The organism is Salinibacillus kushneri (genome assembly GCF_900111405.1).
Lineage (GTDB): Bacteria > Bacillota > Bacilli > Bacillales > Alkalibacillaceae > Salinibacillus > Salinibacillus kushneri.
Window position 1 is genome coordinate 49512 of record NZ_FOHJ01000007.1, and the last position, 26474, is coordinate 75985.

25 protein-coding genes are annotated in these 26474 nt (G+C 38.2%); 2 read left to right on the forward strand and 23 right to left on the reverse strand.

Annotated elements, in window-relative coordinates:
• Window positions 1-39: 39 nt before the first annotated feature.
• The 8 genes from BMX63_RS11290 to xylF form a co-directional block, all read right to left on the reverse strand.
• Window positions 40-219: a hypothetical protein gene (locus tag BMX63_RS11290; RefSeq protein WP_093135606.1), complete on the reverse strand. Its 180-nt coding sequence runs from the start codon at window positions 217-219 to the stop codon at window positions 40-42.
• A gap of 157 nt (window positions 220-376) precedes the next feature.
• Window positions 377-1360 carry an aldo/keto reductase gene (locus tag BMX63_RS11295; RefSeq protein WP_093135609.1) on the reverse strand — a complete coding sequence of 328 codons (984 nt, stop codon included), beginning with the start codon at window positions 1358-1360 and terminating at the stop codon, window positions 377-379.
• 28 nt (window positions 1361-1388) lie between these two features.
• Window positions 1389-2363 carry a Gfo/Idh/MocA family protein gene (locus BMX63_RS11300; RefSeq protein ID WP_342732643.1) on the reverse strand — a complete coding sequence of 325 codons (975 nt, stop codon included), beginning with the start codon at window positions 2361-2363 and terminating at the stop codon, window positions 1389-1391.
• Window positions 2364-2403: 40 nt separating this feature from the next.
• Window positions 2404-3903 carry a xylulokinase gene (gene xylB / locus BMX63_RS11305; RefSeq protein WP_093135611.1) on the reverse strand — a complete coding sequence of 500 codons (1500 nt, stop codon included), beginning with the start codon at window positions 3901-3903 and terminating at the stop codon, window positions 2404-2406.
• A 93-nt stretch (window positions 3904-3996) separates the two neighbouring features.
• Window positions 3997-5319 carry a xylose isomerase gene (xylA, locus tag BMX63_RS11310; protein ID WP_093135614.1) on the reverse strand — a complete coding sequence of 441 codons (1323 nt, stop codon included), beginning with the start codon at window positions 5317-5319 and terminating at the stop codon, window positions 3997-3999.
• Between the two features lie 37 nt (window positions 5320-5356).
• Window positions 5357-6529: a sugar ABC transporter permease gene (locus tag BMX63_RS11315; protein ID WP_177167273.1), complete on the reverse strand. Its 1173-nt coding sequence runs from the start codon at window positions 6527-6529 to the stop codon at window positions 5357-5359.
• Window positions 6507-8039 (reverse strand): xylose ABC transporter ATP-binding protein, encoded by a 1533-nt coding sequence (locus BMX63_RS11320; RefSeq protein WP_093135619.1) that lies wholly within the window; start codon window positions 8037-8039, stop codon window positions 6507-6509. The genes BMX63_RS11315 and BMX63_RS11320 overlap by 23 nt, the downstream gene beginning before the upstream one ends.
• An 85-nt stretch (window positions 8040-8124) precedes the next feature.
• The gene (gene xylF / locus BMX63_RS11325; RefSeq protein WP_093135621.1) at window positions 8125-9210 is read right to left on the reverse strand and encodes a D-xylose ABC transporter substrate-binding protein; all 1086 of its coding nucleotides are present in this window, start codon (window positions 9208-9210) and stop codon (window positions 8125-8127) included.
• Window positions 9211-9393: 183 nt separating this feature from the next.
• Here xylF and BMX63_RS11330 point away from each other — a divergent pair, with 183 nt between their 5' ends.
• Together BMX63_RS11330 and BMX63_RS11335 are read left to right on the forward strand one after the other, a co-directional pair.
• Complete coding sequence (locus BMX63_RS11330; RefSeq protein ID WP_093135624.1) at window positions 9394-10566, forward strand: ROK family transcriptional regulator; 1173 nt, start codon at window positions 9394-9396, stop codon at window positions 10564-10566.
• A gap of 113 nt (window positions 10567-10679) precedes the next feature.
• Window positions 10680-11060, forward strand: a complete 381-nt coding sequence (locus BMX63_RS11335) for a YhfM domain-containing protein (protein WP_093135627.1) — start codon at window positions 10680-10682, stop codon at window positions 11058-11060.
• A 45-nt stretch (window positions 11061-11105) separates the two neighbouring features.
• Here the strand turns inward: BMX63_RS11335 and mbcS are convergent, their stop codons facing one another.
• The 15 genes from mbcS to BMX63_RS11410 form a co-directional block, all read right to left on the reverse strand.
• Complete coding sequence (gene mbcS / locus BMX63_RS11340) at window positions 11106-12680, reverse strand: acyl-CoA synthetase MbcS (protein ID WP_093135912.1); 1575 nt, start codon at window positions 12678-12680, stop codon at window positions 11106-11108.
• 116 nt (window positions 12681-12796) lie between these two features.
• Window positions 12797-13876, reverse strand: a complete 1080-nt coding sequence (locus tag BMX63_RS11345; RefSeq protein ID WP_093135629.1) for an ABC transporter permease — start codon at window positions 13874-13876, stop codon at window positions 12797-12799.
• On the reverse strand, window positions 13873-15129 hold the full coding sequence (locus BMX63_RS11350) for an ABC transporter permease (protein WP_093135632.1): 1257 nt from the start codon (window positions 15127-15129) through the stop codon (window positions 13873-13875). Before BMX63_RS11350 ends, BMX63_RS11345 begins: the two co-directional genes overlap by 4 nt.
• 12 nt (window positions 15130-15141) lie before the next feature.
• A complete protein-coding gene (locus BMX63_RS11355; RefSeq protein ID WP_093135634.1) occupies window positions 15142-16074 on the reverse strand; it encodes an ABC transporter ATP-binding protein in 933 nt (310 codons plus the stop codon).
• A 427-nt stretch (window positions 16075-16501) separates the two neighbouring features.
• Window positions 16502-16702 (reverse strand): hypothetical protein, encoded by a 201-nt coding sequence (locus BMX63_RS11360; protein WP_093135637.1) that lies wholly within the window; start codon window positions 16700-16702, stop codon window positions 16502-16504.
• A gap of 229 nt (window positions 16703-16931) precedes the next feature.
• A complete protein-coding gene (locus tag BMX63_RS11365) occupies window positions 16932-17567 on the reverse strand; it encodes a response regulator transcription factor (RefSeq protein WP_093135639.1) in 636 nt (211 codons plus the stop codon).
• Window positions 17557-18669, reverse strand: a complete 1113-nt coding sequence (locus BMX63_RS11370; RefSeq protein WP_177167274.1) for a sensor histidine kinase — start codon at window positions 18667-18669, stop codon at window positions 17557-17559. The genes BMX63_RS11365 and BMX63_RS11370 overlap by 11 nt, the downstream gene beginning before the upstream one ends.
• Window positions 18670-18794: 125 nt before the next feature.
• A complete protein-coding gene (locus tag BMX63_RS11375; protein ID WP_093135645.1) occupies window positions 18795-19409 on the reverse strand; it encodes a type II secretion system protein M in 615 nt (204 codons plus the stop codon).
• The gene (locus BMX63_RS11380) at window positions 19406-19969 is read right to left on the reverse strand and encodes a PilN domain-containing protein (RefSeq protein ID WP_093135647.1); all 564 of its coding nucleotides are present in this window, start codon (window positions 19967-19969) and stop codon (window positions 19406-19408) included. The genes BMX63_RS11375 and BMX63_RS11380 overlap by 4 nt, the downstream gene beginning before the upstream one ends.
• Window positions 19969-20952, reverse strand: a complete 984-nt coding sequence (gene pilM / locus BMX63_RS11385; RefSeq protein WP_093135650.1) for a type IV pilus biogenesis protein PilM — start codon at window positions 20950-20952, stop codon at window positions 19969-19971. Before pilM ends, BMX63_RS11380 begins: the two co-directional genes overlap by 1 nt.
• 21 nt (window positions 20953-20973) lie before the next feature.
• A complete protein-coding gene (locus BMX63_RS11390) occupies window positions 20974-21705 on the reverse strand; it encodes a prepilin peptidase (RefSeq protein WP_342732659.1) in 732 nt (243 codons plus the stop codon).
• Between the two features lie 100 nt (window positions 21706-21805).
• Window positions 21806-22216 carry a type II secretion system protein gene (locus tag BMX63_RS11395; RefSeq protein WP_093135655.1) on the reverse strand — a complete coding sequence of 137 codons (411 nt, stop codon included), beginning with the start codon at window positions 22214-22216 and terminating at the stop codon, window positions 21806-21808.
• A 32-nt stretch (window positions 22217-22248) separates the two neighbouring features.
• Window positions 22249-23457: a type II secretion system F family protein gene (locus BMX63_RS11400; RefSeq protein ID WP_093135658.1), complete on the reverse strand. Its 1209-nt coding sequence runs from the start codon at window positions 23455-23457 to the stop codon at window positions 22249-22251.
• Window positions 23444-24493 carry a type IV pilus twitching motility protein PilT gene (locus BMX63_RS11405; protein WP_093135660.1) on the reverse strand — a complete coding sequence of 350 codons (1050 nt, stop codon included), beginning with the start codon at window positions 24491-24493 and terminating at the stop codon, window positions 23444-23446. The genes BMX63_RS11400 and BMX63_RS11405 overlap by 14 nt, the downstream gene beginning before the upstream one ends.
• Window positions 24494-24504: 11 nt before the next feature.
• Window positions 24505-26163 (reverse strand): GspE/PulE family protein, encoded by a 1659-nt coding sequence (locus BMX63_RS11410; protein ID WP_093135662.1) that lies wholly within the window; start codon window positions 26161-26163, stop codon window positions 24505-24507.
• Window positions 26164-26474 lie beyond the last annotated feature (311 nt).

Consider the following 26474-nt stretch of genomic DNA (forward strand, 5'->3'; position numbering starts at 1 on the left):
CCACTTTAGCCCTTTAAAGCATGTGGGGACAGTCCCAAACTAAAGATGATTCTGAAAGGTATTATTCATTTTTTGCCGATCGACTTCCGCCATTGCCCGGTCCCGACTTTGATCTTGTTCTTTCATTTTTTGCGGATCTTTTACCTTATGCTTTCGGTCAAATAAAAAGCCGATCAAAACCAAAGCACCTAGAAATAGTAAGAAGTATAGTAAAAACAAGCCATTCACTCCTTTCACTTATTTTTAGACGTATACGTTTATCTATTTGAAGTTAATACAATGTACGAAAAAACGTCTTCTAAGTTTCATAATAATCAGAACGAATTTTAGTAAAAACAGATAGCAAAAAGGAGAGCTTTCAGCAGCTCTCCTTTTCCTAGTAACCCCCACGTATATGTGCATGTACTTCTTTTTGATAAAACGCTTTTAATTTAATCAGCTCATCTTCACTGAATGAAGGTACAGACAATGCACGTAGATTGTCTTCCACTTGTTTTACATTTTTAAAACCAGGGATTACACAGGAAATCTCCTCCTGATCCAGTACCCAGCGCAAAGAGGCTCTTGTCATGTTTTCCCGGTCATCTGCAATCCATTTGAGGTTGTCGCTTAACTCAACACCCTTAGCAAACTCTAATCCGCCAAAGGTTTCTCCGACATTAAACGCCTCCCCATTTTGATTAAAGTTACGATGGTCGTCATCCTCAAATTGATGATCCTTTGAGAATTTACCCGTTAAAAGACCACTTGCCAACGGAACACGGGCAAGTATTCCTACACCTTGTTCTTTTGCTTTAGGAAGCAGTTCGGCAAGAGGCTTTTGTCTAAAGATATTGAAGATGACCTGCAATGTTCTTACATTTTGATTTTCCAGGCAAAACAGTCCTTCTTCAACCGTCTCCACACTAACACCGTAATATCTGATTTTTCCTTCCTGCTGAAGCTTATCAAGGACCTCAAATACCTTCCCGTCCTTTAATATCTTAAAAGGTGGACAATGAATCTGGTAAAGGTCCAACCGCTCACGGTTCAAACGTTTTAATGTATTTTCTAAATAAGTGCGTACCTGCTCTTCTGAGTAGTTGTCAGGATCGTGAATATCCCCTGCCCGGCAAAACTTAGAAGCAATATGAATTTTGTCTTCTTTACCCTTTGTAGCCTTAGCAAGAAGCTCCTCACTGTGTCCATCACCATATACATCAGCTGTATCAAAAAAGTTAACACCAGCATCCATAGCTACATCCAACGCTTTTAAGGCTTCATCATCTGATGTTTTACCCCAGGCACCACCAATAGCCCAGGTTCCAAAGCTTAGTTCACTAACCATCAAGTCTGTATTTCCTAATTGACGATAGTTCAATTCGTTCGCCTCCTTAGCTTTGAATGACTTAATTTACAAAAGAATAACACATATCGATAGCTTTCATATTACGGATTGTATCTTCACCTGTATAGGATGGTTCTTTATCCTCTAAAATAGCCTGAGAAAAGTGCTCAACCTCTGCCTTATACTGATCCTTTATAATCATTTCCTCACGCACTTCTCCATCCTTTTCAATCCTTACGATACCTTCATGATTATAATTATCAGGTCTATAGGCACGGGGAACTATAATGAGCCCTTTAGTTCCGATAACTTCATATAAGGAACGAAAAGGTCTATTAAAGCTGCAATCAAATAACGCACGTGTTCCCTTTTTCATTTGAAAGATTCCGTAAGCTGATGTATCTACACCGTAATTAGAATCAACATCTGCTTCCACATGAACCCTTTCTGGCTCATCATCAAGGATATGGCGAATAGAATGAATACAATAACAGCCAATATCATAAATACTTCCGCCACCTTTAGTAGGATCCATACGAATATTGCTTTCAGGATTATTCATCATAAAGGAGAAGCTGGCCCGCATCAGTTGCACGTCACCGATTTCTCCAGAAGCAATTATCTCTTTTACCCGGTCATGCTGCGTATGAAATTGATACATAAAGCCTTCCATAAATTTCACTTGATTTTGCTTGCAGGCCTCAACTAACTCCTTTGTCTCAACTGCATTAATGGCAGCAGGTTTTTCAGATAACACATGTTTTCCTTTTTCTGCAGCCTTTATAATCCACTCTTTATGTAAATGATTCGGTAAGGGAATATATACTGCATCTATTTCCGGATCATCTAAAAGAGCATCATAGCTTTCATGGACTTTTGGGATATGAAAAAGAGAAGCAACTTCTTCTGCTCTTCCCCGACTACTCCCACTGGCTATCGCTTGAACTTCGGCATTTTCTGCTCGCTCTATCGCAGGAATCAGCTGCTTTTGTGCAATTCCTGCTGTGCTTAAAATTCCATAGCGAACTTTAGACATGATCATTCCCCCTCACAAGATTTTGCAGTCTATTACTATATTACATACGGAAGGCCTGTAATCCTTCATTTAATTCTTGGGTTTGATTATAGACCTGTTTATATAAACGGAAGAGCTTTTGATACTTTTTTACATTCTCTCTCTGTGGATAGTAACGGTTAGCAACCTCAAGAAAAACATCCGTACATTCTTCTAAAGATGAATACCAGCCTGCTCCATAAGCCGCCAACATTCCGGCTCCCATCCCTGGCCCCTGCTCACTTGATAGCTTTACAATTTCCGCATCAAATATGTCCGCTTGCATCTGTAACCATACTTCATTTTTCGCACCACCTCCAATAGATACGATTGTATCTACCTTTTTTCCGTTATCCCGAAAAATCTCTACAGATTCTGCTAAAGAAAAGGTGATGCCTTCAAGGACAGACCGCACAAAATGCTTCCGTTCATGATGACTGGATACACCTATGAAGCTTCCTCGGATATTGGCATCAGCATGAGGAGTTCGCTCTCCTGCAATATATGGGGTGAAAAGAAGTCCATTGGCACCAATAGGAACTTGATCCATGTCCCTTAAAAGAGAAGCAAAATCCTCATCAGCTGCAAAAGTATCCTTAAACCAGGTTAAGCTATAGCCTGCAGCTAACGTTACACCCATTGTATAGTAAGCATTTTTCTTTGCGTGATTAAAATAGTGAACCTTTCCTTCAAAATCTAACGTTTTACTTTCTTCATAGGAAAGTAAGACACCTGATGTTCCCATACTGCACATTGTTTTGCCGGTTGAAATGATCCCGGATCCAATCGCCCCGCATGCATTATCTGCTCCACCAGCGAATACTTTAGTTTTCTTTGATAATCCTGTTCTTTGGGCAAACGCTTCCGTTAACCTTCCTACACACTCATGCGATTCTATCAACGGTGGACAAAGCGATTTATGAACCCCAACTTGTTCGCATATATCCTGACTCCATTCTTTGTCTCCAACATTTAATAATAGGGTTCCTGCTGCATCTGAATAGTCCATATGTATGGTATTGGTCATACGAAAACGCAAATAATCTTTAGGTAAAAGAAAAACATCAGCTTGTTGATAGATTTCAGGCTCATACTCCTTCACCCACAACATTTTAGGTAACGTAAATCCTTCCAGTGCAGGATTTTTCGTTATATCTAGTAATTTCTTATTTCCCACCCATTCATTCATTTTTTCACACTGTCTGGTTGTTCTCGTATCATTCCAAAGTATGGCGTTTCGGAGAACGTTTTTATCACGATTAAGCAGAACAAGACCGTGCATTTGTCCTGAATAACTAATGCCCTCAATCTTTTCCACATCGTCATCAAATTGCTGTACAAGCTCAGTCAGGGCTTCTTCAGTCTTTTCTACCCAATGTTCAGGGTTTTGCTCACTATACCCCGCCTTTTCCTGGATAAGTGGATAGGATCTTGACACTTCTAGGCAAACCCTGCCATTTTGATTTATAAGTAAAACTTTTACAGCACTTGTTCCCAAATCCACTCCTATAACGTATTTCATCTCATCTCCTCCTTATATTCTATAATTAAAACAGATAAAAGATAGATGACTATGCCAGGAGATAAATTATCCCCTGGCATAGTCACTGAAAACCTACTTAGAAAACTCTTGTAACAAATATTGGTTAATGGTAGCTTTGATTTTTTCCAGTCTACCAGATTGATTTTTAATCTTTCCTATTCCTAAAGCATATTTTTCGAGAGAGTGGAAATCTGCTTTGCCTTCCACAATATCCTTGCCAATTCCGTCTGTAAAGCTTGCATAACGTTTCTCTATAAAATCATCTAATACACGATCCTCTATCAAACGATGAGCCACACGTAATCCTACCGCAAAGCTATCCATTCCGGCAATATGGGCATGGAATAAATCATCTGGCTCAAATGATCCTCTGCGAACCTTGGCATCAAAATTTAAGCCGCCTCGTTCTAATCCACCATTCTTCAAAATTTCATACATAGCAAGAGTTGTCGAGTAAAGATCCGTTGGAAACTCATCTGTATCCCAGCCTAATAATGTATCTCCCTGATTAGCATCAACAGAACCTAACATCCCGTTCATTCGTGCTGTTCTTAGTTCGTGTTCAAATGTATGCCCCGCCAGTGTCGCATGATTAGCCTCAATATTAATTTTAAAGTGATTTTGTAAATCATACTTTTGCAAAAAGCTTAACGCCGTTGCTACATCATAATCATATTGATGCTTGGTAGGCTCTTTTGGTTTTGGCTCAATTAAGAACTGGGCATCAAATCCAATCTCTTTTGCATAGTCTACAGCCATATGAAGAAATCGTGCCAAATTGTCCTGTTCTAGTTTCATATCAGTATTTAATAGAGTTTCATAACCTTCTCGTCCGCCCCAGAATACATAGTTCTGTCCCCCGAGACGTTTGCCAATTTCAAGTCCCTTTTTCACTTTAGCAGCTGCATGAGCATAAACATCTGCATTATTTGTCGTTGCAGCCCCATGAACAAAACGTGGATGTGTAAACATATTTGCTGTATTCCAAAGCAGTTTTGTTTTACTGGTTTTCATATATTTTTCAATCATATCTACTATGGTGTCCAGATTTTGGAGTGTACCTTTTAAATCCTCACCTTCAGGGGCTATGTCGATATCATGAAAGCAGAAGTATGGGACATTTAATTTTTCAAAAAATTCAAAGGCTGCTTCAACCCGCGCTTTGGCTAAATCCATTCCTTTTAAGTGATCCCAGGGCCGAACCATGTTTCCATCCCCAAATGGATCACTCCCATCACCCGTAAAAGTGTGCCAGTAAGCTACAGCAAAACGAAGATGTTCCTCCATCGTTTTGTCGCCGATTTTCTCTTCAGGATGATAGTACTTAAACGCAAATGGATTGGTAGATTCTGCACCTTCATATTTTATCCGATTCACATTTTCAAAGAATGCCATTGGAAATTCCTCCTTGGAGTATTTTTATATGTTTCTACTAAGCTGCACGTCTTTTACTTGAAATATCAACCCATACAGCTAAAATAAGAATTAACCCTTTTACAATAAATTGCCAAAATGTTTCAATGTTCATCATACTCATTCCATTATCAATACTAGCCATAATTAGCGCACCAATAAGAGAACCTACAATTTTACCTTTTCCACCCATTAAACTTGTACCACCAATAACACAAGCAGCAATGGCATCAAGCTCATACATATCTCCAGCATTAACAGTTGCAGCATTTAAACGACTAGTTAACACCAATCCGGCAATAGCAGTTAATGCTCCCATTAAAATAAATACTGTTAATACATTGCGTTTAATATTGATACCTGAGAGGGCTGCTGCTTCCTCATTTCCCCCAATGGCATATACAGAACGCCCAAAAGAAGTTTTGGATGAGATAAAAATGAAGATCCCGGCTAGCGCTACTACAATTAACATTGGAACCGGAATTCCTAAGTAACGGTTTAGCATGTATACAATAACCATAATAAAAAGAGAATAAATGGTTATTTTTCCATAATCCATAACACCTGATGTAAGCTCTAAACCAAGTTTCGATCTTTTTTGACGATTACGTATGGTATAGTACAACAAGGAAATAATTCCTATTATCGCTAGAATATATCCGATGGAATAAGGGAGATAACTATTCCCTAGTTGCCGGAAACCACCCTCAAGTGGTGCTACAGTTTGTCCTTGACTGATACCGATAAGCATTCCGCGGAAAATTAACATTCCACCTAATGTGGCAATAAATGCAGGGACACCCCGATAGGCCACCCACCAGCCCTGCCACAAACCAAAGATGGCACCGATAATAATGGTTACGACAAAAACGGAAATCGTGTTCCAGCCATACCAAACTTGGAGAATAGCCGCAATTCCACCTGTTAAACCAACTAATGATCCAACAGATAAATCAATATGCCCAGCGACAATAACTAAAGTCATACCTATTGCGAGTACTGCTATCACAGACATTTGCGTAAATAAGTTTGATAGATTACGAGAAGATAAGAACTCACCATCTGTAAAAAACGTAAAGATAGCGGCGATTAACACTAACGCTATAGCAAGTGTATAGGCCTGCAAATCAAACTTAAAACTTATTTTTTTCTCTTTTACATCTTGGATATTAGTAGACGTTTGATTTTGCATCTTCATTCCCTCCTGTTGCAAGTGACATAATTTTTTCCTGTGATGCCTCATGTCTTGGATACTCACCAGCCACTTGTCCTTCAGACATTACTAAAATACGATCTGACATCCCTAGTACTTCCGGTAGCTCAGAAGATATCAATACAATCCCTACACCTTCTTCTGCCAGTTCATTGATAATTTTATAAATCTCAAATTTCGCACCGACATCAATACCTCGTGTAGGTTCATCTAAAATAAGCACTTTCGGTTCATTTAAAATCCACTTGCTTAACACAACTTTTTGTTGATTCCCACCACTAAGCTGCTCAACTGCTACTTCTAAATTTGGTGCTTTCAGTTTCATTCTCTTCGTAATTTCCTCAGCCTTTTTCAATTCAAGATTGCTGTCTATTAATTGGTTTTTCATAACTTTATTTAGAGCAGCTAAGGTTGTATTCTTTTGAATATCCATTCCCATGACCAGACCAAACCGTTTCCGGTCCTCGGACACATAGGCGATACCTGCTTCAATGGCATCAGCGGGTCTTTTAATATTTACTTCTTTACCATCTATTAAAACCGTTCCTTCTTTCTTTCCTTCCAGACCGCCAAAAAGACTTGTGAATAATTCCGTTCTTCCGGCGCCAATCAATCCGGATATTCCTAAAATTTCGCCTTTTTTAAGGGTAAAGGCAGCATCGTTAATGACTGTTTTATCACGGTCTGTTACTGTATAATTTTTAACTTCCAGTATATTTTCTCCTATATTACGCGGCTCATATGGAAATAGGTGTGTCAACTCCCTGCCCACCATTTTCGTTACAATTTTTTCCTCTGTAAGTTCGTCAATTGGGTCTGTACTTACTGTTTGACCGTCCCGCAAAACCGTTACAGAATCAGCAATTTCCATGACTTCCCCAAGCTTATGAGAAATATATATACAGGTAACTCCTTTGGATTTCAAATCCCGTAAAATATCCATAAGCAGCTCTACATCAGATTCCGTTAATGATGCGGTTGGTTCATCCAGAATGAGAATATCTATATGTTTGGTTAATGACTTAGCAATTTCAACGAGCTGCTGTTTACCAACTGATAATTTGCTAATGGGGATTCTTGGGTCAATATTCAGGCCAATATATCCCAACCACTTCTGCGCCTCAGCATAAAGCTGATTGTAATCAATCAAACCTTTTTTCATAAAATCATGACTTAGAAATAAATTTTCAGCAACAGACATTTCTTCAATTAACGCAAGCTCCTGGTAAATAATCGAAATTCCTGCTTCCTGTGACTCCTTAATAGAATGAAATGCAACCCTATCACCATCTACATAGATATCACCAGAGTAGGAACCATAAGGATGAACCCCACTTAACACTTTCATCAAAGTCGATTTTCCTGCTCCATTTTCTCCACATAAAGCATGAATTTCCCCCTTATGCACAGAAAATGTCACGTTATCTAATGCACGTACACCTGGAAACTCCTTTGTGATTTCTTTCATTTGCAGTGCATAATCACTCATTCTATTACCTCCTTTAAAGAAGAAAGGGATGAAAAGAAGAAAAATCCTTCCTTTCCCCCTTTCGTTCAAACGATGTCTTTTTCTATTACGGACGTGGAGGACGCTCGCCTTCTGGAACGTTTTCGTACACTTCATCATAGGAATGGAAACCATCGGCAATAATAGTATCTATTACATTCTCTTTATCTACCATAATTGGATCCAGTTTGATAAATGGAACGTCCATAGAACCATTGTTTACCGTGTCATCTGTTGAAATTTCTTCACCTTTAGCAAGTTGCACTGCCACTTCAGCTGATTTTGTTGCAATATCTTTAATAGGTTTATAGACTGTCATAGATTGTGTGCCTTCAACAATACGTTGTACACCTGCCAGGTCAGCATCCTGTCCTGAAATGGCTACTTCACCAGCTAACCCCTGAGCTTCAAGAGCCTGAATTGCTCCACCTGCAGTGCTATCATTTGAAGCCACAATGGCATCAATGTCATTATCATTAGCTGTTAGAGCATTCTCAATAATGTTTAGTGCTTCAGATGACTGCCATCCTTCAGCCCACTGGTCACCAATAATTTCAATATCCCCACTATCTACCAGAGGTTGAATGATATTCATCTGACCATCCCTAAACATTTGAGCATTGTTATCTGTTGGAGCTCCACCTAATAAGAAGTATTTTCCAGATGGTACCTTTTCAGTTAAGTATTCAGCTTGCATTTCACCCACGCGTTCATTATCAAATGAAACATATGCATCAATGGTTGTATTGTTAATTAAACGATCATAAGCCAGAACTGGAATTCCCTGTTCTTGTGCTTTATCCACCACAGAAGAAAGGGAATCTGAATTGACTGCTATAATAACTAAGGCATCAATACCTTGTGATAGCATGTTTTCGATTTGAGACAACTGTTTGGCACTATCACCATTTGCTGATTGGACTAAAACTTCGGCACCAAGCTCCTCAGCCTGTTCGGTAAAAATATCACGATCATGCTGCCATCTTTCTAACTGAAGATCAGAAACGGATAAACCAATCGTATATTCACCACTGTCTCCCCCATCATTATTGCTATCGCCACTATCTGAATCATCATTTGCTACATCTTGACCACACGCCATTAATGCAAACGTTAACAATAATACCAATAAAAATCCTAATAGACGTTTCATAACTCTCCTCCTCTAAGAACTGTAAGTGCTTTCATATATGAATTATAGCAACAGGGGCTTTGTTTGTCCATTACATAAACAAAGTTTTGTGATAAATTATTTGGGAAAAGATTCATTAAATATTTGCTAATCTCTGCCTAACTGCTATAAAATAACGTTGATGAAAAGAACGGAGTGGAACAGATGAATTCAACAACTGGTAATCAAAAGCTGATTAAACAAATTAATAAAAACATAGTCTTACAGTCGATTAAAAATCAAGGACCCATTTCAAGGGCAGATATTTCTCAGAATTCAGGCTTAAATAAAGGTACGGTTTCCTCACTTGTATCCGAATTAATTGACCAGCAATTGATCTATGAATGCGGAATCGGCCAGTCTAAAGGCGGAAGACGACCTGTAATGCTCTTATTCAATGAAACTGCTGGTTATAATATTGGAATTGATTTAGGCGTTAATTACATTTTAGGAATATTAACAGATTTACAGGGGCAAATTGTACAGGAAAAAGAATTAAGGTTTCCAGAAGGATCAAAGTATGATGACATTATTAAATTGCTATTTGAGGTTATTCAAGATTTGATTCAATCCGGCCCTGAAAGTGTCTATGGTATTGTAGGAATTGGTATTGGCGTTCCTGGCATTGTTAGCAAAGAAGGTAAAGTATTGATGGCACCTAACTTAGAATGGAAGGATATCCATTTAAAGGAAATTGTGGAACAAGAGTTTAACATACCAGTCATCATAGACAATGAAGCTAATGCAGGTGCTTATGGGGAAAAACATTTAGGTGCTGGAAAGGATTATCAAAATATAGTCTATGTAAGTGCAGGCATCGGAATTGGAGTTGGACTCATTTTAAAGAACTCACTGTATAGAGGGCTAAATGGTTATGCTGGAGAGTTTGGGCATATGAAAGTGGAAATGGGCGGTACAAAATGTCGTTGTGGCAGTCAGGGATGCTGGGAAATGTATGCATCTGAACATACCTTATTAAAAGAGGCTAAATCCCATTATCCAGATGAAAATCTTTCATTAGAATCTATAGTCCAGCAAGCAGAAAATGGTGATGCAACGGCTATTCACTTATTTGAAAAGATTGGGAAATATTTAGGCTTTGGAATCAGTAATCTGATTAACAGCTTCAATCCAGAACAAGTTATACTCGGAAATCGATTGGTAATGGCAAGAAAGTGGATTGAACCAGAAATGAAAAAAAATATTACTATGCATTCTCTACGGTTTCACTTAGAGTCATTACAGTTGGATTTTTCAAAGAAATCCGTTTATTCTGCTGCTTTAGGAGTTTCTACATTTACTGCCGAAAACTTTTTGAGCGGAAAGGAATCTATGTAGGATTTTAGAGCTGCTTGAGAATATTATATCGTTCTCCTCTTTTAAATCAATCTGTGAAGATTTGAAACATTTTACCTCCCCCATTCGTCTTAATATTTGAGGAGGGGAACGTCGTGAAAAAGGTTTTCGGTGCATTATGTCTTTTGATTCTGATAGTGTCAGCCTGCAGTTCATCAAAACTATTGACAGATCAACCTGTTGAAAAAGTTGTAATCACAAAAGTTAACGATCAAAACACAGTTACGTTAACAGATGAAAAGAAGATTGAAATCTTACAGCAATCATTTCAGGAAGCACAGAAATTAGATGGAGTCATGGATATTCGCAAACAGGACTATGAAATTACCTTTTATTTTGAAGATGATGAAACGAAGACATTATGGATGTGGTTAACGAAGAAATCCGGCATGGCCATGGACCCTGATGATACAAATATCGGCTATGATTTAAAACAGACCCATGTGGAAGATTTACATACTTTAGATGTTTTTTAGAAAAAATGATAAGAACCCCCAGGTTTCCTGGAGGTTTTAGTATTTTTAGACGGTTTGTTCCCGTTTACGTAACTCAACTCGACGGATTTTTCCTGATGTCGTTTTAGGCAATTCCTCAATAAACTCTATTTTTCTTGGGTATTTATAAGGAGCCGTTTGTTTTTTTACATGATCCTGTAATTGTTTGATTAGCGACTCTTTACTTGATGGCGTTTCCCCTTTCAGAACAACATATGCTTTGACTACAGCTCCACGATCGGGATCAGGACTGGCTACAACTGCACATTCTTTAACCGATGGATGCTTAACTAATGCATCTTCCACCTCAAATGGTCCAATGGTATAACCTGAGCTAATGATAATATCGTCACTGCGTCCTTCAAACCAGAAGTAACCATCCTCATCCTTATATGCCTGATCACCTGTTAAATAATACTCTCCACGTCTTGAAGCCTTTGTTTTTTCAGGATCCTTATAATAATGCTTAAATAAAGCCGGTGTATCAAGATGGACAGCAATATCGCCCACTTCACCAGCCTTTACCGGATTTCCATCTTCATCAATGATTTCTACTAAATTACCAGGGGTAGGTTTTCCCATCGAACCAGGTTTAACCTCCATACTTTTGGTAATGCCCACTAAAAGTGTATTTTCCGTTTGTCCATAACCGTCGCGAACTGTAATAGTAAAATATTTACGGAAGGTATCGATTACTTCACGATTCAACGGTTCACCTGCAGAAACCGCACTATGCAAATGGGTTAAATGATAGTCTGAGAGATTATCCACCTTTGCCATTAGACGGTATTCTGTCGGTGTACAGCATAAAACATTGACTTCATGTTTATCTAGAAGCTGTAAATACTTTTGCGGGTCAAATTTTCCAGCATAAACAAAACCGGTTGCACCTGAACCTAAAACCGATAAAAATGGACTCCAAAGCCATTTAGCCCAGCCTGGTCCCGCTGTAGCCCAAACCGTATCATTCTCTTCAATACTGAGCCAGTTACTTGCCGCTGTCTTCAGATGGGCATAGCCCCAGCCATGAGTATGGACCACTCCTTTTGGATTTCCGGTTGTCCCTGAAGTATAAGAGAGAAAGGCCATATCATCTCGTGAAGTGCTGGCGATTTCCAGCTGATCACTTTCAGTATCCATTAAAGAATCGAGTAAAACCCAGCCTTCCTTCTCTTGTCCAATAACAAGTTTTTTCAGGCTGTTCATATGGTTTACTTTGTCAAACTCATCAGTAAATGGAAAATAGCTAACAACGGCCTTTGCTTCTCCATGAATAAGACGATATTCAATGTCCTTTGCCCGAAGCATTTCTGAACTTGGAATCACAACTATTCCGATTTTTAAAGCGGCGATATAAACCTGATAGGCTTCAATCCTTTTAGGAACCATCACAAGCACTTTATCGCCCTTCTGAAGTCCTAAATTAAGGAAAGCGCTTCCAATTCTATTGGCATTTTTCATTAATTTTTCATATGTAATCTCCGCTGTCTGTCCTTGTTCATCCTCCCATTTAAGGGCTAATCTTGTTGGGGCAGATGCAAAACGCTCAAATTCCGAAACAATATTATACTTCTGTGGCGCAATTAATTCATCCTGATACAATCCCTCATCCCCTTTCAACTAGTCTTTCTCCATTTTATCAAATTTTCAGAATTTTTCAATATTATAAAGCTGTCCCTGCATCTTTTCAGCGTTAGTCAATACAGGAACAGCCTGGTTCATCTTCTTTCCATCAGGTTCAATCCTACACCCATCATGATGACACTCATAAGAAGAAGAATGCTAATCGGGAACATGGTCTCTCCTAATGTTTGTCCGTATATCGTAACATTCTTAAGAGCCTCCATAATATAAGTGATGGGATCTATTTGAGATAAGCCAAGCATAGCTTTGTTTGTTACAATTTCAATTGGCCAATACGATCCCCCAATCATGGCTAAGCTAACGGCTACTAATGAAATAATGGCATTGAAGGTTTGATAGTTTTTCGATACGGCAACAATCAATACTGATAAAGAGACAATTGTCAGCACGTACGGTATCAATAAGATAAGTGATTCCAGAAAGCCACCGTAAAAATCAACATCAAAGCCATATTTCATCACGAAAAACACTAGAACCACCTGAATGTAACCAATAATAAAGGCATAGGTTAAGATTCCGGTATACATTTCCCACTTCTTAACCGGAGACAGTATAAATCGGTCCCATATCTTGTCTTGTTTTGCAACTAAAATTTGTATTACATTATAGGCAACAGTATAGATGACAAAAAAGACCGACATGCCAAAAATCCCTTGTAACTGAGCATCAAATACAAAGGAATCCTCATTCGTGAGTGTTTTCGTTTCAATTGAAAACATAGAGTCCTCCAACTGTTCCATGATAGCTGAATCATTCACATCAGTCGAATGGATTCGTTTTTTCTGCAAATAATCCCCAAAAGCCTTTTGAATATTTTGCTCCAGAATCGTTTTAGTTGGCGTTTCAGAGGCAATAACAATTTCATAATGATCCTCATATAGAAATAAACCGGCTTCAGCATCACCTTCCCTTACCGTTTTAAGCAGCTCTTCTTTTTCAACCTGTTCAAAGTTCTGGGTATCTGCTTCTTGAAGATAATTCATTACGATTTCAGTATTCTTTTCACTCATTTCACTGTATACAGGCAGTGTCGATTTTCCAAAAGAGCTAATCCCAAAGAAAAATGCAAATAACAGACATATACCTGTCATTAGTAAAAAGGAAGCCGGTCTTCGCAAGAGTAATTTAAATTGAGCATAGAGCATGCCCTTCATATTGCCTTCCCCCTTTTTGGAAAGATCGTAACAGCCGTAGATAGAGTTAAAAGAGTAAATCCACCTAAAAATAGTAAATTGGAGGTAATATCCCCCAATCCATATCCTTGAAATGCTGATAAAAATGCCGACATTCCGGAACCATTAGGTGTCAAATTCCCTAGTCTATCAATCAGATCTCCCCCTATAGGGAAAAAGCTCCCTCCAAAAAAGGCGAATACGGTTACAATCGCATTTCCGAAAATCACTGACGCCTGATCTGAATTTAATTGATAATTAATAGACGTCAACAGGGACGCAACTCCTCCCACAGCAAAACTCAACAAAATGGATGTAGCCAAAAACGGACTAAGACTTGGCCAGGATACACCAAAGGCAACAATGGAGAAACTAAACAAAATCACCAGTTGAAGAAATGCTGTAATAGAGCTCGCAATGAAAATCCCAGTGAAATAAGTCCATTTGGATACATTGGCCAAAACCATTCGATTAAAGACATGATCTCTTTTTTCTTCATAAGCATAGGATCCCATTGTGGATGCAACGTATAAGACAAACATCACACTCATACCCACAATATAATAGGTCGTGGATGTAATGGGAGCCACACCGGAGATGGTGACAGTCTCCCCTTCCAAATCCTGAGGAGAAACCTTTAGATCTCCAAGTCCATTTTGCTCTAAAACCGTTGCGGTCTGGAGCTGTTCCTGGTACCCAGCCAATAAATCATGAACCACCTGGCTCGCTAACTCTTCATTTTGATTCAGATACAGGTCTAATTTCGGCTCTTCGCCTTCACCTAAAAAGGAATACTTCACAACATTAAAAGTAAAATTCTCTGGAACCTCAATGATTGCTGTATATTTATCGTTTTCCATAGCGGCAGCTAATTCCTCAGGGTTAATTTTCTCTATGGTAAACATCTCTTTTATCTCCGGGTTCCCGAACACTTCTTGTTTTAAAATCTGAATGGGCTTAAAATGATTTAATCCATTGATCATTTCATTTTTTTCATGGTCTGGTAGAGACAGTAGCTCGATTTCCTTTTTGATGTGATTTATATCTTCCTTTTCTTCTGTATGCTCAAGAATGGCAATGGTAGCATCAATCTTGGGTGTCTCCTCTGTCATCAAACCACCAATCGCATAATTGATGATAAAAACGAGGATCAAGGGCATCACGAGCAATAGAGTAAAGTTCGTCCTGTCCCTCATCATTAAAAAGAGCTGTTTTTTAATGAATGTATACAACATAAGAAAATCCTCCTAATCCCGTAATGCCTTACCCGTTAAGTGAAGAAACACATCCTCCAGTGACGGGGTTTGAATTTGAACCGATTTTAAAGAGGTTTCTGTTTCTCCCGCTATATCGATGATAGTCTGAAAAAAATCCATTTCGAGGGGGACAATGACATGGATAGCATTCTCCTGCCTATAGACCTGGGTTACAGAAGGATGATACTCCAGTTTATTAAGAAAAGAGTCCTCTATGATTTCCGCTTCAATGACAACCGTTTGTTCCGATGATAGAATCCCCTTGATTTCGTTATTATTCCCTGAAGCAATAATATGACCCTGGTCCATAATATAAATCCGGTCACATAAATACTCCGCCTCTTCCATGTAATGACTCGTGTACAAAATGGTCAGGTCCTGCTCTCGATTTAATCGTTTCACAGTATCTAAAATATATTTTCTCGACTGTGGATCAATCCCCACGGTTGGTTCATCCATAAAAATCAGCTTGGGTTCATGCAGCAAGGCTACCCCTATATTTAACCTTCGCTTCATTCCACCAGAAAAGGTTTTAACCAAATCATTTTGTTTCTCCTGAAGCCCTACAATTTCTAGGACTTCCTCCATTTTTGTTTTTATGAGATTGGAAGAAATATGATAGATCTTTCCAAAGAATTGCAAGTTTTCTTTAGCTGTCAAATTGTTATATAAAGCTATTTCCTGAGGAACGACACCTAGATGCTTTCGTAAAGTTTGGGGCTTTTTAATAATACTTTCATTAAAAAAACGAACATCTCCACTCGATGGAGGAAGCAGCGAAGATATAATCGAAATGGTTGTTGATTTCCCTGCGCCATTTGGTCCAAGGAGTCCGACAACCTCACCCTGTTCAATAAACAAGTTCACTCCATCAACAGCCCTTGTATTTTTAAATTGCTTCTTTAAATCCAACGCTTCTAACATAATCCTATTCCCCCCTTTTGCTTATCAATATTTTATAAAAGGGGACAGTCTTCCTGCATCACGCTCGAGTCACTAAAATAATGGGAAAAGCATGACGATAGTCACAGGATGAGTGACAGGTTTATCGTGTTCGGAGATATAATGTTGTGCTTCCAGAGTATGTAAGTGATGCAGTTCAAGGTGAATCGGTTGTTTTTGGATTGTTCTTATATTGTTTTATGGTGTTGGAGGATTTTTATCTGGACTTTTCGCAGCACCTCTTGCAAAAAAATGAGAAATATACACTTTAGAGGATTTTAGTGTAATAATGCATTATCAAAGTTAAGGCTCAGAGAATTTATTTCTCTAAGCCCTTTTATTGTTTGCACTGTGAGAGTAGTTGTGGAATTTGTGTGAATGACGGCGGATAGCAAATAGTAATTCTCCTTTATCTTTTTGAATCTTCTCGTTTTTTCCTAAAGAAGTTGGTAAGAAATACAACCACCACACCAGCAATCATCACAGGTCTGGCAAAGGATGTATAAGGTTCTGGTGCACCTGTTATATTTTCATGCATCGCTGCACCAATAACAAATATGACAATTCCGGTCCAAAAAATGATATTTCCTGTTCTTGTATACTTATGCAAACTCTCTTCCTCCTACGATTCTTTTACAGGTGTTTGCATTAATGGTAACACAATTCCAATGCCCCCTAAAGCAAGGGAAAGAGTCCCTCCTATTATAAGAGGTATTCTTTTAAAACCAACCCTAAGCACCACCACTTTAGTATTATTAAAATCGGTTACTCTCATTATAAACCAATAGCTAACCTTTATATTTAGAACGAATTTCTTTTCCTCAAAGCACGCTTATACCTTATACCAAATTGTTTTTAACAGCGAAAATGGCGAGCTGTGTCCGGTCTCTCAGGTCCAGCTTAGTAAGGGTCTGCGTAATGTGATTTTTCACAGTACCGACAGACAGATAGAGCTCCGTGGCAATTTCTTTATTGGTTTTTCCCTCTCCCACTAAACGGGTGATGGAAAGCTCTCTCGGAGACAACGGAAGATCCTTTACTTCAACAGTAGATTTATTTAACAAGCGTGGCATTACTTTTGCTGCGACGTCTTCATGAATCGTCATCCCGCCATTTAAACAGGTATGGATAGCCTGAACCAATTTATCCGGCTCTGCTGTTTTTAGCAAAAACCCATCCGCCCCCTCTCTTAACGACTGTTCAGCATATTCCTCATCATTAAAAGTAGTCAGCATTAACACATGTACATCGGGATAACGCCGTTTAATATGACGGGTCGTCTCAATACCATTCATTTCCGGCAGACGAATATCCATAACCACCACATCAATGATATGTTCATCCACTTTCCGAAGCGCCTCTTCTCCATTTTCAGCTTCTGCTATTACGTTTAACGTATCATCCTGTTCAATCATCATTTTCAAGCCGCTCCGTACAATGCTTTGATCCTCCACAAGTAATAGATTATAACGCATCCACTTTCTCCTCCCTCAGTGGTAAAATCCCATCAACAACAAATTCCTGCTCATGCTGGTAAACCTTCAATTTACCATCCAGCTCCTCGACTCGTTTTTTCATATTAGTTAAACCAAATCCCCATTGCCAGCCCACATCATTATGTACTCTATTCTTGATGGTGAACGCTAAATCTTCCGCCGCATTTAATGCCAAAACTACTTTTACCTCTCGTGAAAATGCGTGACGCATGGCATTGGTTAAAGACTCCTGCAAGACGCGATACAATACAATATTCTGTTCATTCGTTAAATGCGCGGATAACACGCCCTGTTTTAACGTAAAATCTAAATGAATATGACTTTCCGCTTCCAATTTACGAATAAGCTGTAGTACTGATGAGATTCCTTCAGACTCTTCAGCCTGAAGAGTCTTCACTGCATGTCTGGTTTCTTCTAAACTATCAGAAGCTAGCTGTTTCAGATCTTCATATTCTTCTTTCTTTTCCTGCATTGTAAGTATTTGCAATTTCATAAGCAAGGCCGTTAAATTATGTCCAACTGAATCATGAATATCCCTGGCCATTTTTGTACGTTCCTCCAAACGGGCGGCCCGCTCAGATTCATGGGTCTGTCTTTTCAGTTTGCGATACTCGCTGACCAATTTTTCATACATCTCCTGCTTCTCAGATTGCTCTACCTGTATTTTATTCCACTTTATTAAGGGATAGCCTACTAGAATCGCGAGTAAAACCGAGGCTAAATGAAGCTGCTCGTGCAAATACAATAAAACACAAATCGAAAACATCTGATAGAAAAAATAAATTCGAAAAGCCTTAACAGGTAAATCAGACAAACTATTTATGATTAAATAAAAGCCCGTAAGCAGAACATAAAGATTCAGGTAAGAACCGTTCAGCCATTCCAGACCGGATATGATAAGCGTCATAATTACATATATAATTAATGGCCATCCTACAAGCGGAATAACGAAATAGACAATAAAGAAAAGACTGTAGAAAACGAGCATAAATGGTAATACATGTTCTTCCTGATATTCATTGAACAGAGCTAGTGCTGTGAGCAGTAGTAGAGGTAAAAACGAATACCAAAAGGGGCGCAACAAGGATCCCTCCTCATCCATAACGAGAACTATTACCTTTATCCTACCATATATTTATCTGATTTTTCGCAAAAGAAAAGACTGATTTTCAATGCAGCCTATTGCAGCAGAAATCAGTCTAAACGTTATGAAAGGGGATTTTTTTGGTTATCTGGGTCTGGTATATTCATTGTCGGCTGATAGGCTTGTAAACCGTCTAAATCATCTTTAAAGAAAGCTGATAAACTTAGCTGATAGGTAATCCCTTCTCCACCTTCTGTTGTAAAGGATAAATAATTAACCGATAGAATTCGCTCTTGGTTTTGAAGATGTTCAATAAATCCGATCATGGACTTATAAGAAGGAGAAGTTACTTCCAGATCATACAAAACTCCTTTTAGTCCTTTGATATCTTCTATAGATACCGATTCCCGGTTTGAAATGTCGTATCGATTCACCGTACTATTAGTAGCTTCTTCCGCCTTATTAATCATGGAAAATAGTTGCTCATGATATGGGGTAACAGGTAATTGGCTTTGGAGTTGTTGAGATTGCTCTTTAACATCTATGTTCTCACTATTCTTTTGTTGCTTACATACTGCCTCTAAAAGCTCTCTTTCATACTCCAGAGAGTCCTCTATCTCACTTTTTTCCTCTACCAATGGATGAATCAGCCATCCATAAAGAACCCCTGCACTCATGAAAAACAATATCGCAAAGAGAGCGAGAAGGATTTTTTGCCGTTTCGCTAACGTCTTCACTCCTGATCACCTTCCCCATTCTCCCTTACATCATCACGGTTAATCGTCAAATCATACTGAGCTATATATTTCTGGGTATTTTCATCCTGATCAGTTTGGCTTACACTGACTAAACTAACTGAATCTATCCAATCTGTTTGGGAAAGATGAGATAAATAATAAGCAGCATCCATATCATCTTCCATCAGAATTTGTAAGTTTATTTTTCCATCTGTATATTCAAAATGCCCGATTTGTGCGTTTGCAGGTAATAAAGCAATGAGTGACGTTATGAAAGCTGCACTGTCAATCGGATAGGATTGTAAGGCTTTTACTGCCTGTTTCAGTTCGTCAATTTCTTTTAGATGTTCCTGATTCACTTGATTTGTTAGATTCAAACGTGTCTCTTCTGTTTGTGTTAACGTATCTTGTAAATTCGAAATGTCCTGTTTTATGAATACGGAATACATAAATGCTGCAGCAAAGAGCACAATCAATAGAAAAATCATGAAAATAAGGGTTACCATAAATGTACGATTTTTTTGTTCACGATTTTGAAGCAAATTAATCTCAACTACCATTAAACTCCCTCTTTCATGGCAAGTCCAATCACATTATAAAATGCATAACCTAATGGAACCCCTTTTGCAGCTGGAATAGTTCTTGGAGAAAGGAGATGAGCAGGAACTTCTAAACGTTCCTGAACGCCCTCCAGGATATCTGTTAAAAATGGATGGTCACCTGTTAACATAAGATGATTGATTTGTTTATCTCCATTGTTTAAAGAATATTGATAAAACCGAAGAATACGCTCTAACTCAGTATAAATTTCTTCCAAGGCATTTTTGACCTTCTCCTCATCAAATTGCTCCCGGGATAACTGTCCACCTTGATTAAGAGGGACCACTTTCCACGTATCCTCCTGATAATGGATTTCTATATGCTGAAGGAAAACTGGTTGATGATGTTCAAAAATACTTACCGTTACCGACTTTACATTAAACTGAACAAGCATAAATGTATCATCATCATTCGTGATCCCATAATGATGAAAGAGACGATATTGGCATAAAGCTGAAACATCAGCTGCGATAGGGGTCGCTTTTTCTGCTTTGAAATAGTCATGATAGGAATCAACGGCTGTTGCAGCTGAAGCAACAAGAAGTACCTGCTTTTGACTTTCATTTTTCTCTAAAAGTACGGTATCAATAACAGGATCCTCAAATGGTAAATGAATACTGTGACCAAGTTCAAAGTAGACATGGCCCGTTATTTCTTCGTCTTCTATGGCTGCTGGAACTTGAACGGTTTTAATAATCACGGAGGAATCCGGTACAATAAATCTTACATTTTTTCTTTTCATCTTCCATTTGCGAACACAATATTTTAACGTTTTAACAAATGCTTCCTGATTAATGATTTCTCCATTCTCTACAATCCCAGTAGGAAAATAGTATTCATCACAATAAGTAACCACAAAAGACTGCTTTTTTTTCACCTCTGCACACCGAATGACATAATCCTGTATTTCAATATTGATTGTTCTTATTTGACCTAATGCCATATTTTCACCTAATTCTAACCATTAATATATGAAAGATAATACATACCATTTAAAAATGTCAGTCCCGAAAAAGTAAGCAATTAAGGCACCAAATGCTATAAACGGTCCAAATGGAATCGGTTTTTTCCGCTTCATTTTTCCGGTTCCCATTCCTATCATACCAACAACCGAACCAATAAGAGCAGCAAAGAAAAAGGTTAATAATGTGTTCACGAGTCCTAAGGCAATCCCGAGTACACCAAAAAGTTTAATATCCCCTCCGCCCATACCACCCTTACTTATCAGCCCAATAAGGAATAATAATCCAAAACCTATAAGCATACCTAAAAGGGGATCATACCATGGGTCAGATTGAATGATGCTGCGCTCGATAATGAATAAAAGAAGAAAAAAAGCGAGCACTTTATCTGGAATAATCATGTAGGCGAGATCACTAACCGTGACAATCACCAGAAGAGAAATTAACGTAATAGCAACGACTAGTTCTTTATCGAGACCGATGACGTATAAAGATAAAGCAAACAAAAGTCCAGTCAAAAACTCTATAGCTGGATAAAGCAAAGAAATGGACTGAGAACAGTTGGTACATGTTCCCTTTTGTTTGATATAAGAAAAAACCGGAATCAGCTCTTTCCAGGTAAGTGTATGTTGACAATTCGGACAGGCTGACCTTGGCGTTATTATTGATTGGTGTTTGGGAACCCTCAATCCTACTACATTAAAAAATGAGCCTAAAATGAGACCAATATTCATTAAATATATGTATAAAATCCACAAAATTACTCATTCCTCTTGTTTTTTTGGGAAAACGCTACGATATGCTACACTTTTACTATCAGTTTAATCTCCATTATTATCCTTCTTCTTGAGTACCTTCACGAATAGCATTAATGTCATCTATTGTACCTGCTACTGTAACATCATCGACTGTAACTTCACTTATACTCAAGGCACCATTATCTCCCTCGGTGATTGTCGCATCGTCAAAACCATCTGAGACATTTTCCACATAACCAGAGGATTCTAAATCACTAACATCAATTTCGCCGTCAGTACCCATATCGTCATTGACCTTCGCCAGCCTTGCTCCCTCTAAAATACTAATTGCTTCAGCATAAACCGCATCTTCCTCTGAATCATCAATAATATTTCCAATCGCAGGTACAGCGATTGCACCAATAATCCCCAAAATCACAATAACCGCCAGCAGTTCAACTAATGTAAAACCCTTCTTGTTCTTTAAAATGGTTCTTCCTTTTCTCATAAAATAATTCCCCCTAATAAATGATTTATTATTTACCCAACATTCTTAAATATTTCAAGCATGGGTACCATAATTGAGAGTACGATAACGCCAACTACAACTGCTAAAAAAACAATCATTAATGGTTCAATTAATGTCTTGAGTTGGTCTGTTGCGGTATCCACCTCAGATTCATAAAACTCAGCAATACGGGTTAACATTTGATCTAAAGCTCCCGTTTGTTCTCCGATACTAATCATTTGCGTTACAAGAGGCGGGAATGCCCAATGCTTCATCATCGGCTCTGACATCGAGCGACCTTGCTCCAACGTTGTTTTACACTCTTGAAGAACTTTTACAATGACTTGATTTTCCACGATTTTCTCCGTCAATGTAATCGCCCTTAGAATCGAAACAGAATTCGTTAATAAGGAACTAAGGGTTCTTGTCATTCTAGCAAGGATTGATTTTTTATAAATTTTGCCGAATACGGGTATTTTCAGTAACAAGTAGTCTAAATAATATTTTGATTCACTGTTTTGGCGTATTAGATAAATACCTAAAATAAACAGGATAAGAAGAAGGATGAACAGATACCAATAGCTTGACATCCAGTCGCTCATCGTCAGGACAAATAGGGTAATAACCGGGATGTCTCCTCCTGATTTCACAATCATTGAAACAAAAGCAGGTACAATAGCTACCAATAAAAAAATAACGACAATAACAGCAATAATCCCTACGATAATCGGATAAGAAAGAGCAGACTTCACTTTCTGTCTGGTCTGATGCTGCTTTTCAAAATAACCCGCCATTTCTTCAAGGGTTTCATCCAGAGATCCACTCACTTCTCCGGCATGAACCATGTTGATAAAAAACCGGTTAAAGACCTTAGGATGCTTTTGAAAGGAACTTGATAATGAATTTCCTTCTCTTAAGTTCATCTCTACCTGAGATAATGTTTTTTTTAAAACTTTACTCTCCGTTTGTTCTGATAAAATTCTAGTAGCATCAACAATAGTGACACCGGCTTTTAGTAATGTTGAAAATTGTCGCAAATAAACCACGAAATCTTCCAGTTTTACAGGACTCCCAATGTAAATATCCTTATTCCAAATGGTTTCTTTTTTTTGCTCTACTGATAAAGCCCGAAGACCACGCTCTCTAAGCCTTATTCTAGCTCCTTGCTTTGTATCGGCCTGTATAAGACCGGTTTTTTTATTTCCTTGACGGTCCCGAGCTACATAGCTAAATTGAGCCATAGTAATGGTCTCCCAAGTAGCTTTGTACCATTTCAGGGGATACAAGCTGTTTTTGTAATAAAGAACGAATGTTCATTTCAAGTGAATGCATCCCTTCATCTCTAGAAGTCTGCATGATGTTTGGAATCTGATGGATTTTCTGATTACGTATAAGACTGCTAACCGCATTATTTTGAGTTAAAACTTCGGTTGCTGCAATACGTCCCTTTCCTGACTTTTTCGGAAACAATCGTTGAGAAATCGTTGCAATCAATACTGAGGCCAATTGATAACGGATTTGCCCCTGCTGCTCAGCCGGAAACACATTGACAATTCGCTCTATCGTATGAGGAGCACTCGTTGTATGTAACGTACCAAATACTAAATGACCAGTTTCTGCTGCAGTAATGGCAGTTGAAATAGTTTCTAAATCTCTCATTTCACCAACCAAAATCACATCTGGGTCCTGACGCAAAGAAGCACGGAGCCCTGATGCAAATTTCTTCGTATCTCTTCCTACTTCCCGCTGCTCAATGAGCGATTGTTTGTGCTGATGAATATACTCAATTGGATCCTCTAGTGTAATAATATGTTTTGGGGTATTCTGGTTAATTTCATTAATCATCGCTGCTAATGTTGCAGACTTCCCACTTCCCGTTGGCCCCGTTACTAATACAAGACCTTGAGGTTTACTTACAACCTTTTTCAGAACTGGTGGTAGTTGTAATTCCTCAATAGACGGTATCTGACTGGGAATAAGACGTATGGCAATCGAGATTCCCTCTCGCTGCTTGTAAACATTTATCCTGAACCTGGATATTTCCTCGAGTTCATAAGAGAAATCCACTTCCCCATCCTTCTCAAAAATGGTCTTAAGCCTTTCTGACATAAGAGCAGAAGCAATCTCCTTAAGGTCTTGAACATCATAAGGATTCATATTTTGCCTTTTTAACTGTCCATGAACCCGAAATACAGGAGGCAATCCAACGGTTAAATGCACATCAGAAGCATACTGCTGATAAGCATGATACAAAAGCTTGTTAATCCTTTCCATCATCATCATCTCACCTATTCTAAAGATACTTGCAGAATTTCTTCCGTTGTCGTAATTCCTTCTTTCACTTTTTCCAGACCATCCTCAGTTAAAGACTTCAATCCGTTTTTCAAGGCAATATCACGGATTTTGACCATCGAATCATTATTGACTAAAGCTTCTTTCATTTCACTATCTATGACTAATACTTCATGTATTGCCGTTCTTCCCCGATATCCTGACATGTTACAGGTTGGACAGCCTTCACCATAGGAAACCGTCTCAATGGGAATGTTATATTTCGAGAAAATTTCTGTTTCACGAGTAGAAGCCTTTCGCTCATGCTTACAATCACGGCATATTTTTCGTACAAGTCGCTGGGATACAACCCCATTCAAGGAAGAGGCAATTAAATAAATTTCTATTCCCATATCCTTAAGACGATTTATCGTACTAATAGAGTCATTCGTATGCAAAGTACTAAGAACAAGATGTCCAGTTATAGAGGCCCTTGTCGCGATTGCCGCTGTTTTTCGATCTCGAATTTCTCCAACCATGATGATATTTGGATCTTGTCGTAAAATGGCACGTAAACCTGTAGCAAAGTCCAGATTAACATTGGTGTTAACTTGAATCTGGTTAATCCCTTCTAACTGATATTCCACTGGGTCTTCAATCGTAATTATATTTCTTTCTTCATCATTTAATTGACTTAATGCTGAATACATAGTCGAGGTTTTCCCGGAGCCAGTTGGACCTGTCAAAAGGACTATACCGTGTGGCTGATTGATTAAGGATTGGAATTTTTCCAGATTTATTGAATCAAATCCAATTTGTTTTATATCCTTCTGTACTATACTTAAATCTAATAAACGAATCACAATTTTTTCACCATATACCGTAGGCAGCGTACTAATACGCAAATCCATTTTACGATTTTCTACCGATAACTTGATACGTCCATCCTGGGGCGTACGGTGTTCTGTAATATCCATATTGGCCATAATTTTAATTCTCGTAATTAAGGGACCCTGCATGTTTTTAGGTAAACTTCTCTCCGTGCGCAACCTGCCATCGATACGAAAACGAACGTAAATCTTGGTTTCCATACAATCAAAATGAACATCACTTGCTTGCTGCACAACCGCTTGTTGTAATAATTGATTGACAAGTTTAACAACCGGAGAATCCTCATCCTCTAGAAGTTGCAGGTTTTCCTTCTCCTCTTCTTCTGGAAGTTCAAAATCTTCACCAAGATCATCCACATCATAGTATTTACTCACACTTCGTATAAGGTCATCCTTTGTTGCAATCATAGGCTCAATATTAAAACCAGTTGATAATCGTAAATCATTCATCACGATATAATCCATGGGATCAGCCATTGCAATATATAATTTGTTTTTATCCTTTTTTAAAGGCATAACAAGATGACGCTTGGCAAATTCCTTTGATACCATTGAGCGTATAGTTTTATCAATTGAGTAATTATATAAAGTTACTCGAGGAATACCTAACTGGAATTCCAGAGCTTCAATTAATTGAAGCTCCGTGACAAGACCCTTTTGTACAAGAAGATCTCCTAATTTTTGCTCAGGGCTTTTTTCCTCTAAAGTGTGTTGGAGTTCTTCTTCTGTAATCATCCCACTTTCAATCAATAGATCTCCCAGTCGCATATTTTTTTTAATTGTCATGACATCCCCTCCAAAAAAATTGCTTCTTCTAAGGGATTTTGGCTGCAAAAGCAAAGGTATTCTTTTCATGAAAAACAAGGATTATTTTTTGTTCTATTTGTTCATTTAAAAGTGAAGTAAATCTAAGGTGGCATGTTGTGAAGTGTTCGATGAGATGAGTCTGAATTCTTTCTATTATCTACATTTTACGACAAGTACTATATATTCACAACTTTTTTCCTGTTATTTTTTACCTTTAATATAAAAATAAGTAATATATAAGTCTATAAACCTATTACAAAAGTTTTATCATAAGTATAACCTTTTCATGA

What these genes read in the sequence shown, in the direction of transcription:
- BMX63_RS11300 (WP_342732643.1), bottom strand. Translation starts at nt 2,363, where the DNA reads ATGTCTAAAGTTCGCTATGGAATTTTAAGCACAGCAGGAATTGCACAA.
- xylB (WP_093135611.1), bottom strand. Translation starts at nt 3,903, where the DNA reads ATGAAATACGTTATAGGAGTGGATTTGGGAACAAGTGCTGTAAAAGTT.
- xylA (WP_093135614.1), bottom strand. Translation starts at nt 5,319, where the DNA reads ATGGCATTCTTTGAAAATGTGAATCGGATAAAATATGAAGGTGCAGAA.
- BMX63_RS11315 (WP_177167273.1), bottom strand. Translation starts at nt 6,529, where the DNA reads ATGCAAAATCAAACGTCTACTAATATCCAAGATGTAAAAGAGAAAAAA.
- BMX63_RS11320 (WP_093135619.1), bottom strand. Translation starts at nt 8,039, where the DNA reads ATGAGTGATTATGCACTGCAAATGAAAGAAATCACAAAGGAGTTTCCA.
- xylF (WP_093135621.1), bottom strand. Translation starts at nt 9,210, where the DNA reads ATGAAACGTCTATTAGGATTTTTATTGGTATTATTGTTAACGTTTGCA.
- BMX63_RS11330 (WP_093135624.1), top strand. Translation starts at nt 9,394, where the DNA reads ATGAATTCAACAACTGGTAATCAAAAGCTGATTAAACAAATTAATAAA.
- BMX63_RS11345 (WP_093135629.1), bottom strand. Translation starts at nt 13,876, where the DNA reads ATGAAGGGCATGCTCTATGCTCAATTTAAATTACTCTTGCGAAGACCG.
- BMX63_RS11350 (WP_093135632.1), bottom strand. Translation starts at nt 15,129, where the DNA reads ATGTTGTATACATTCATTAAAAAACAGCTCTTTTTAATGATGAGGGAC.
- BMX63_RS11355 (WP_093135634.1), bottom strand. Translation starts at nt 16,074, where the DNA reads ATGTTAGAAGCGTTGGATTTAAAGAAGCAATTTAAAAATACAAGGGCT.
- BMX63_RS11365 (WP_093135639.1), bottom strand. Translation starts at nt 17,567, where the DNA reads ATGCGTTATAATCTATTACTTGTGGAGGATCAAAGCATTGTACGGAGC.
- BMX63_RS11380 (WP_093135647.1), bottom strand. Translation starts at nt 19,969, where the DNA reads ATGGTAGTTGAGATTAATTTGCTTCAAAATCGTGAACAAAAAAATCGT.
- pilM (WP_093135650.1), bottom strand. Translation starts at nt 20,952, where the DNA reads ATGGCATTAGGTCAAATAAGAACAATCAATATTGAAATACAGGATTAT.
- BMX63_RS11390 (WP_342732659.1), bottom strand. Translation starts at nt 21,705, where the DNA reads ATGAATATTGGTCTCATTTTAGGCTCATTTTTTAATGTAGTAGGATTG.
- BMX63_RS11395 (WP_093135655.1), bottom strand. Translation starts at nt 22,216, where the DNA reads ATGAGAAAAGGAAGAACCATTTTAAAGAACAAGAAGGGTTTTACATTA.
- BMX63_RS11400 (WP_093135658.1), bottom strand. Translation starts at nt 23,457, where the DNA reads ATGGCTCAATTTAGCTATGTAGCTCGGGACCGTCAAGGAAATAAAAAA.
- BMX63_RS11405 (WP_093135660.1), bottom strand. Translation starts at nt 24,493, where the DNA reads ATGATGGAAAGGATTAACAAGCTTTTGTATCATGCTTATCAGCAGTAT.
- BMX63_RS11410 (WP_093135662.1), bottom strand. Translation starts at nt 26,163, where the DNA reads ATGACAATTAAAAAAAATATGCGACTGGGAGATCTATTGATTGAAAGT.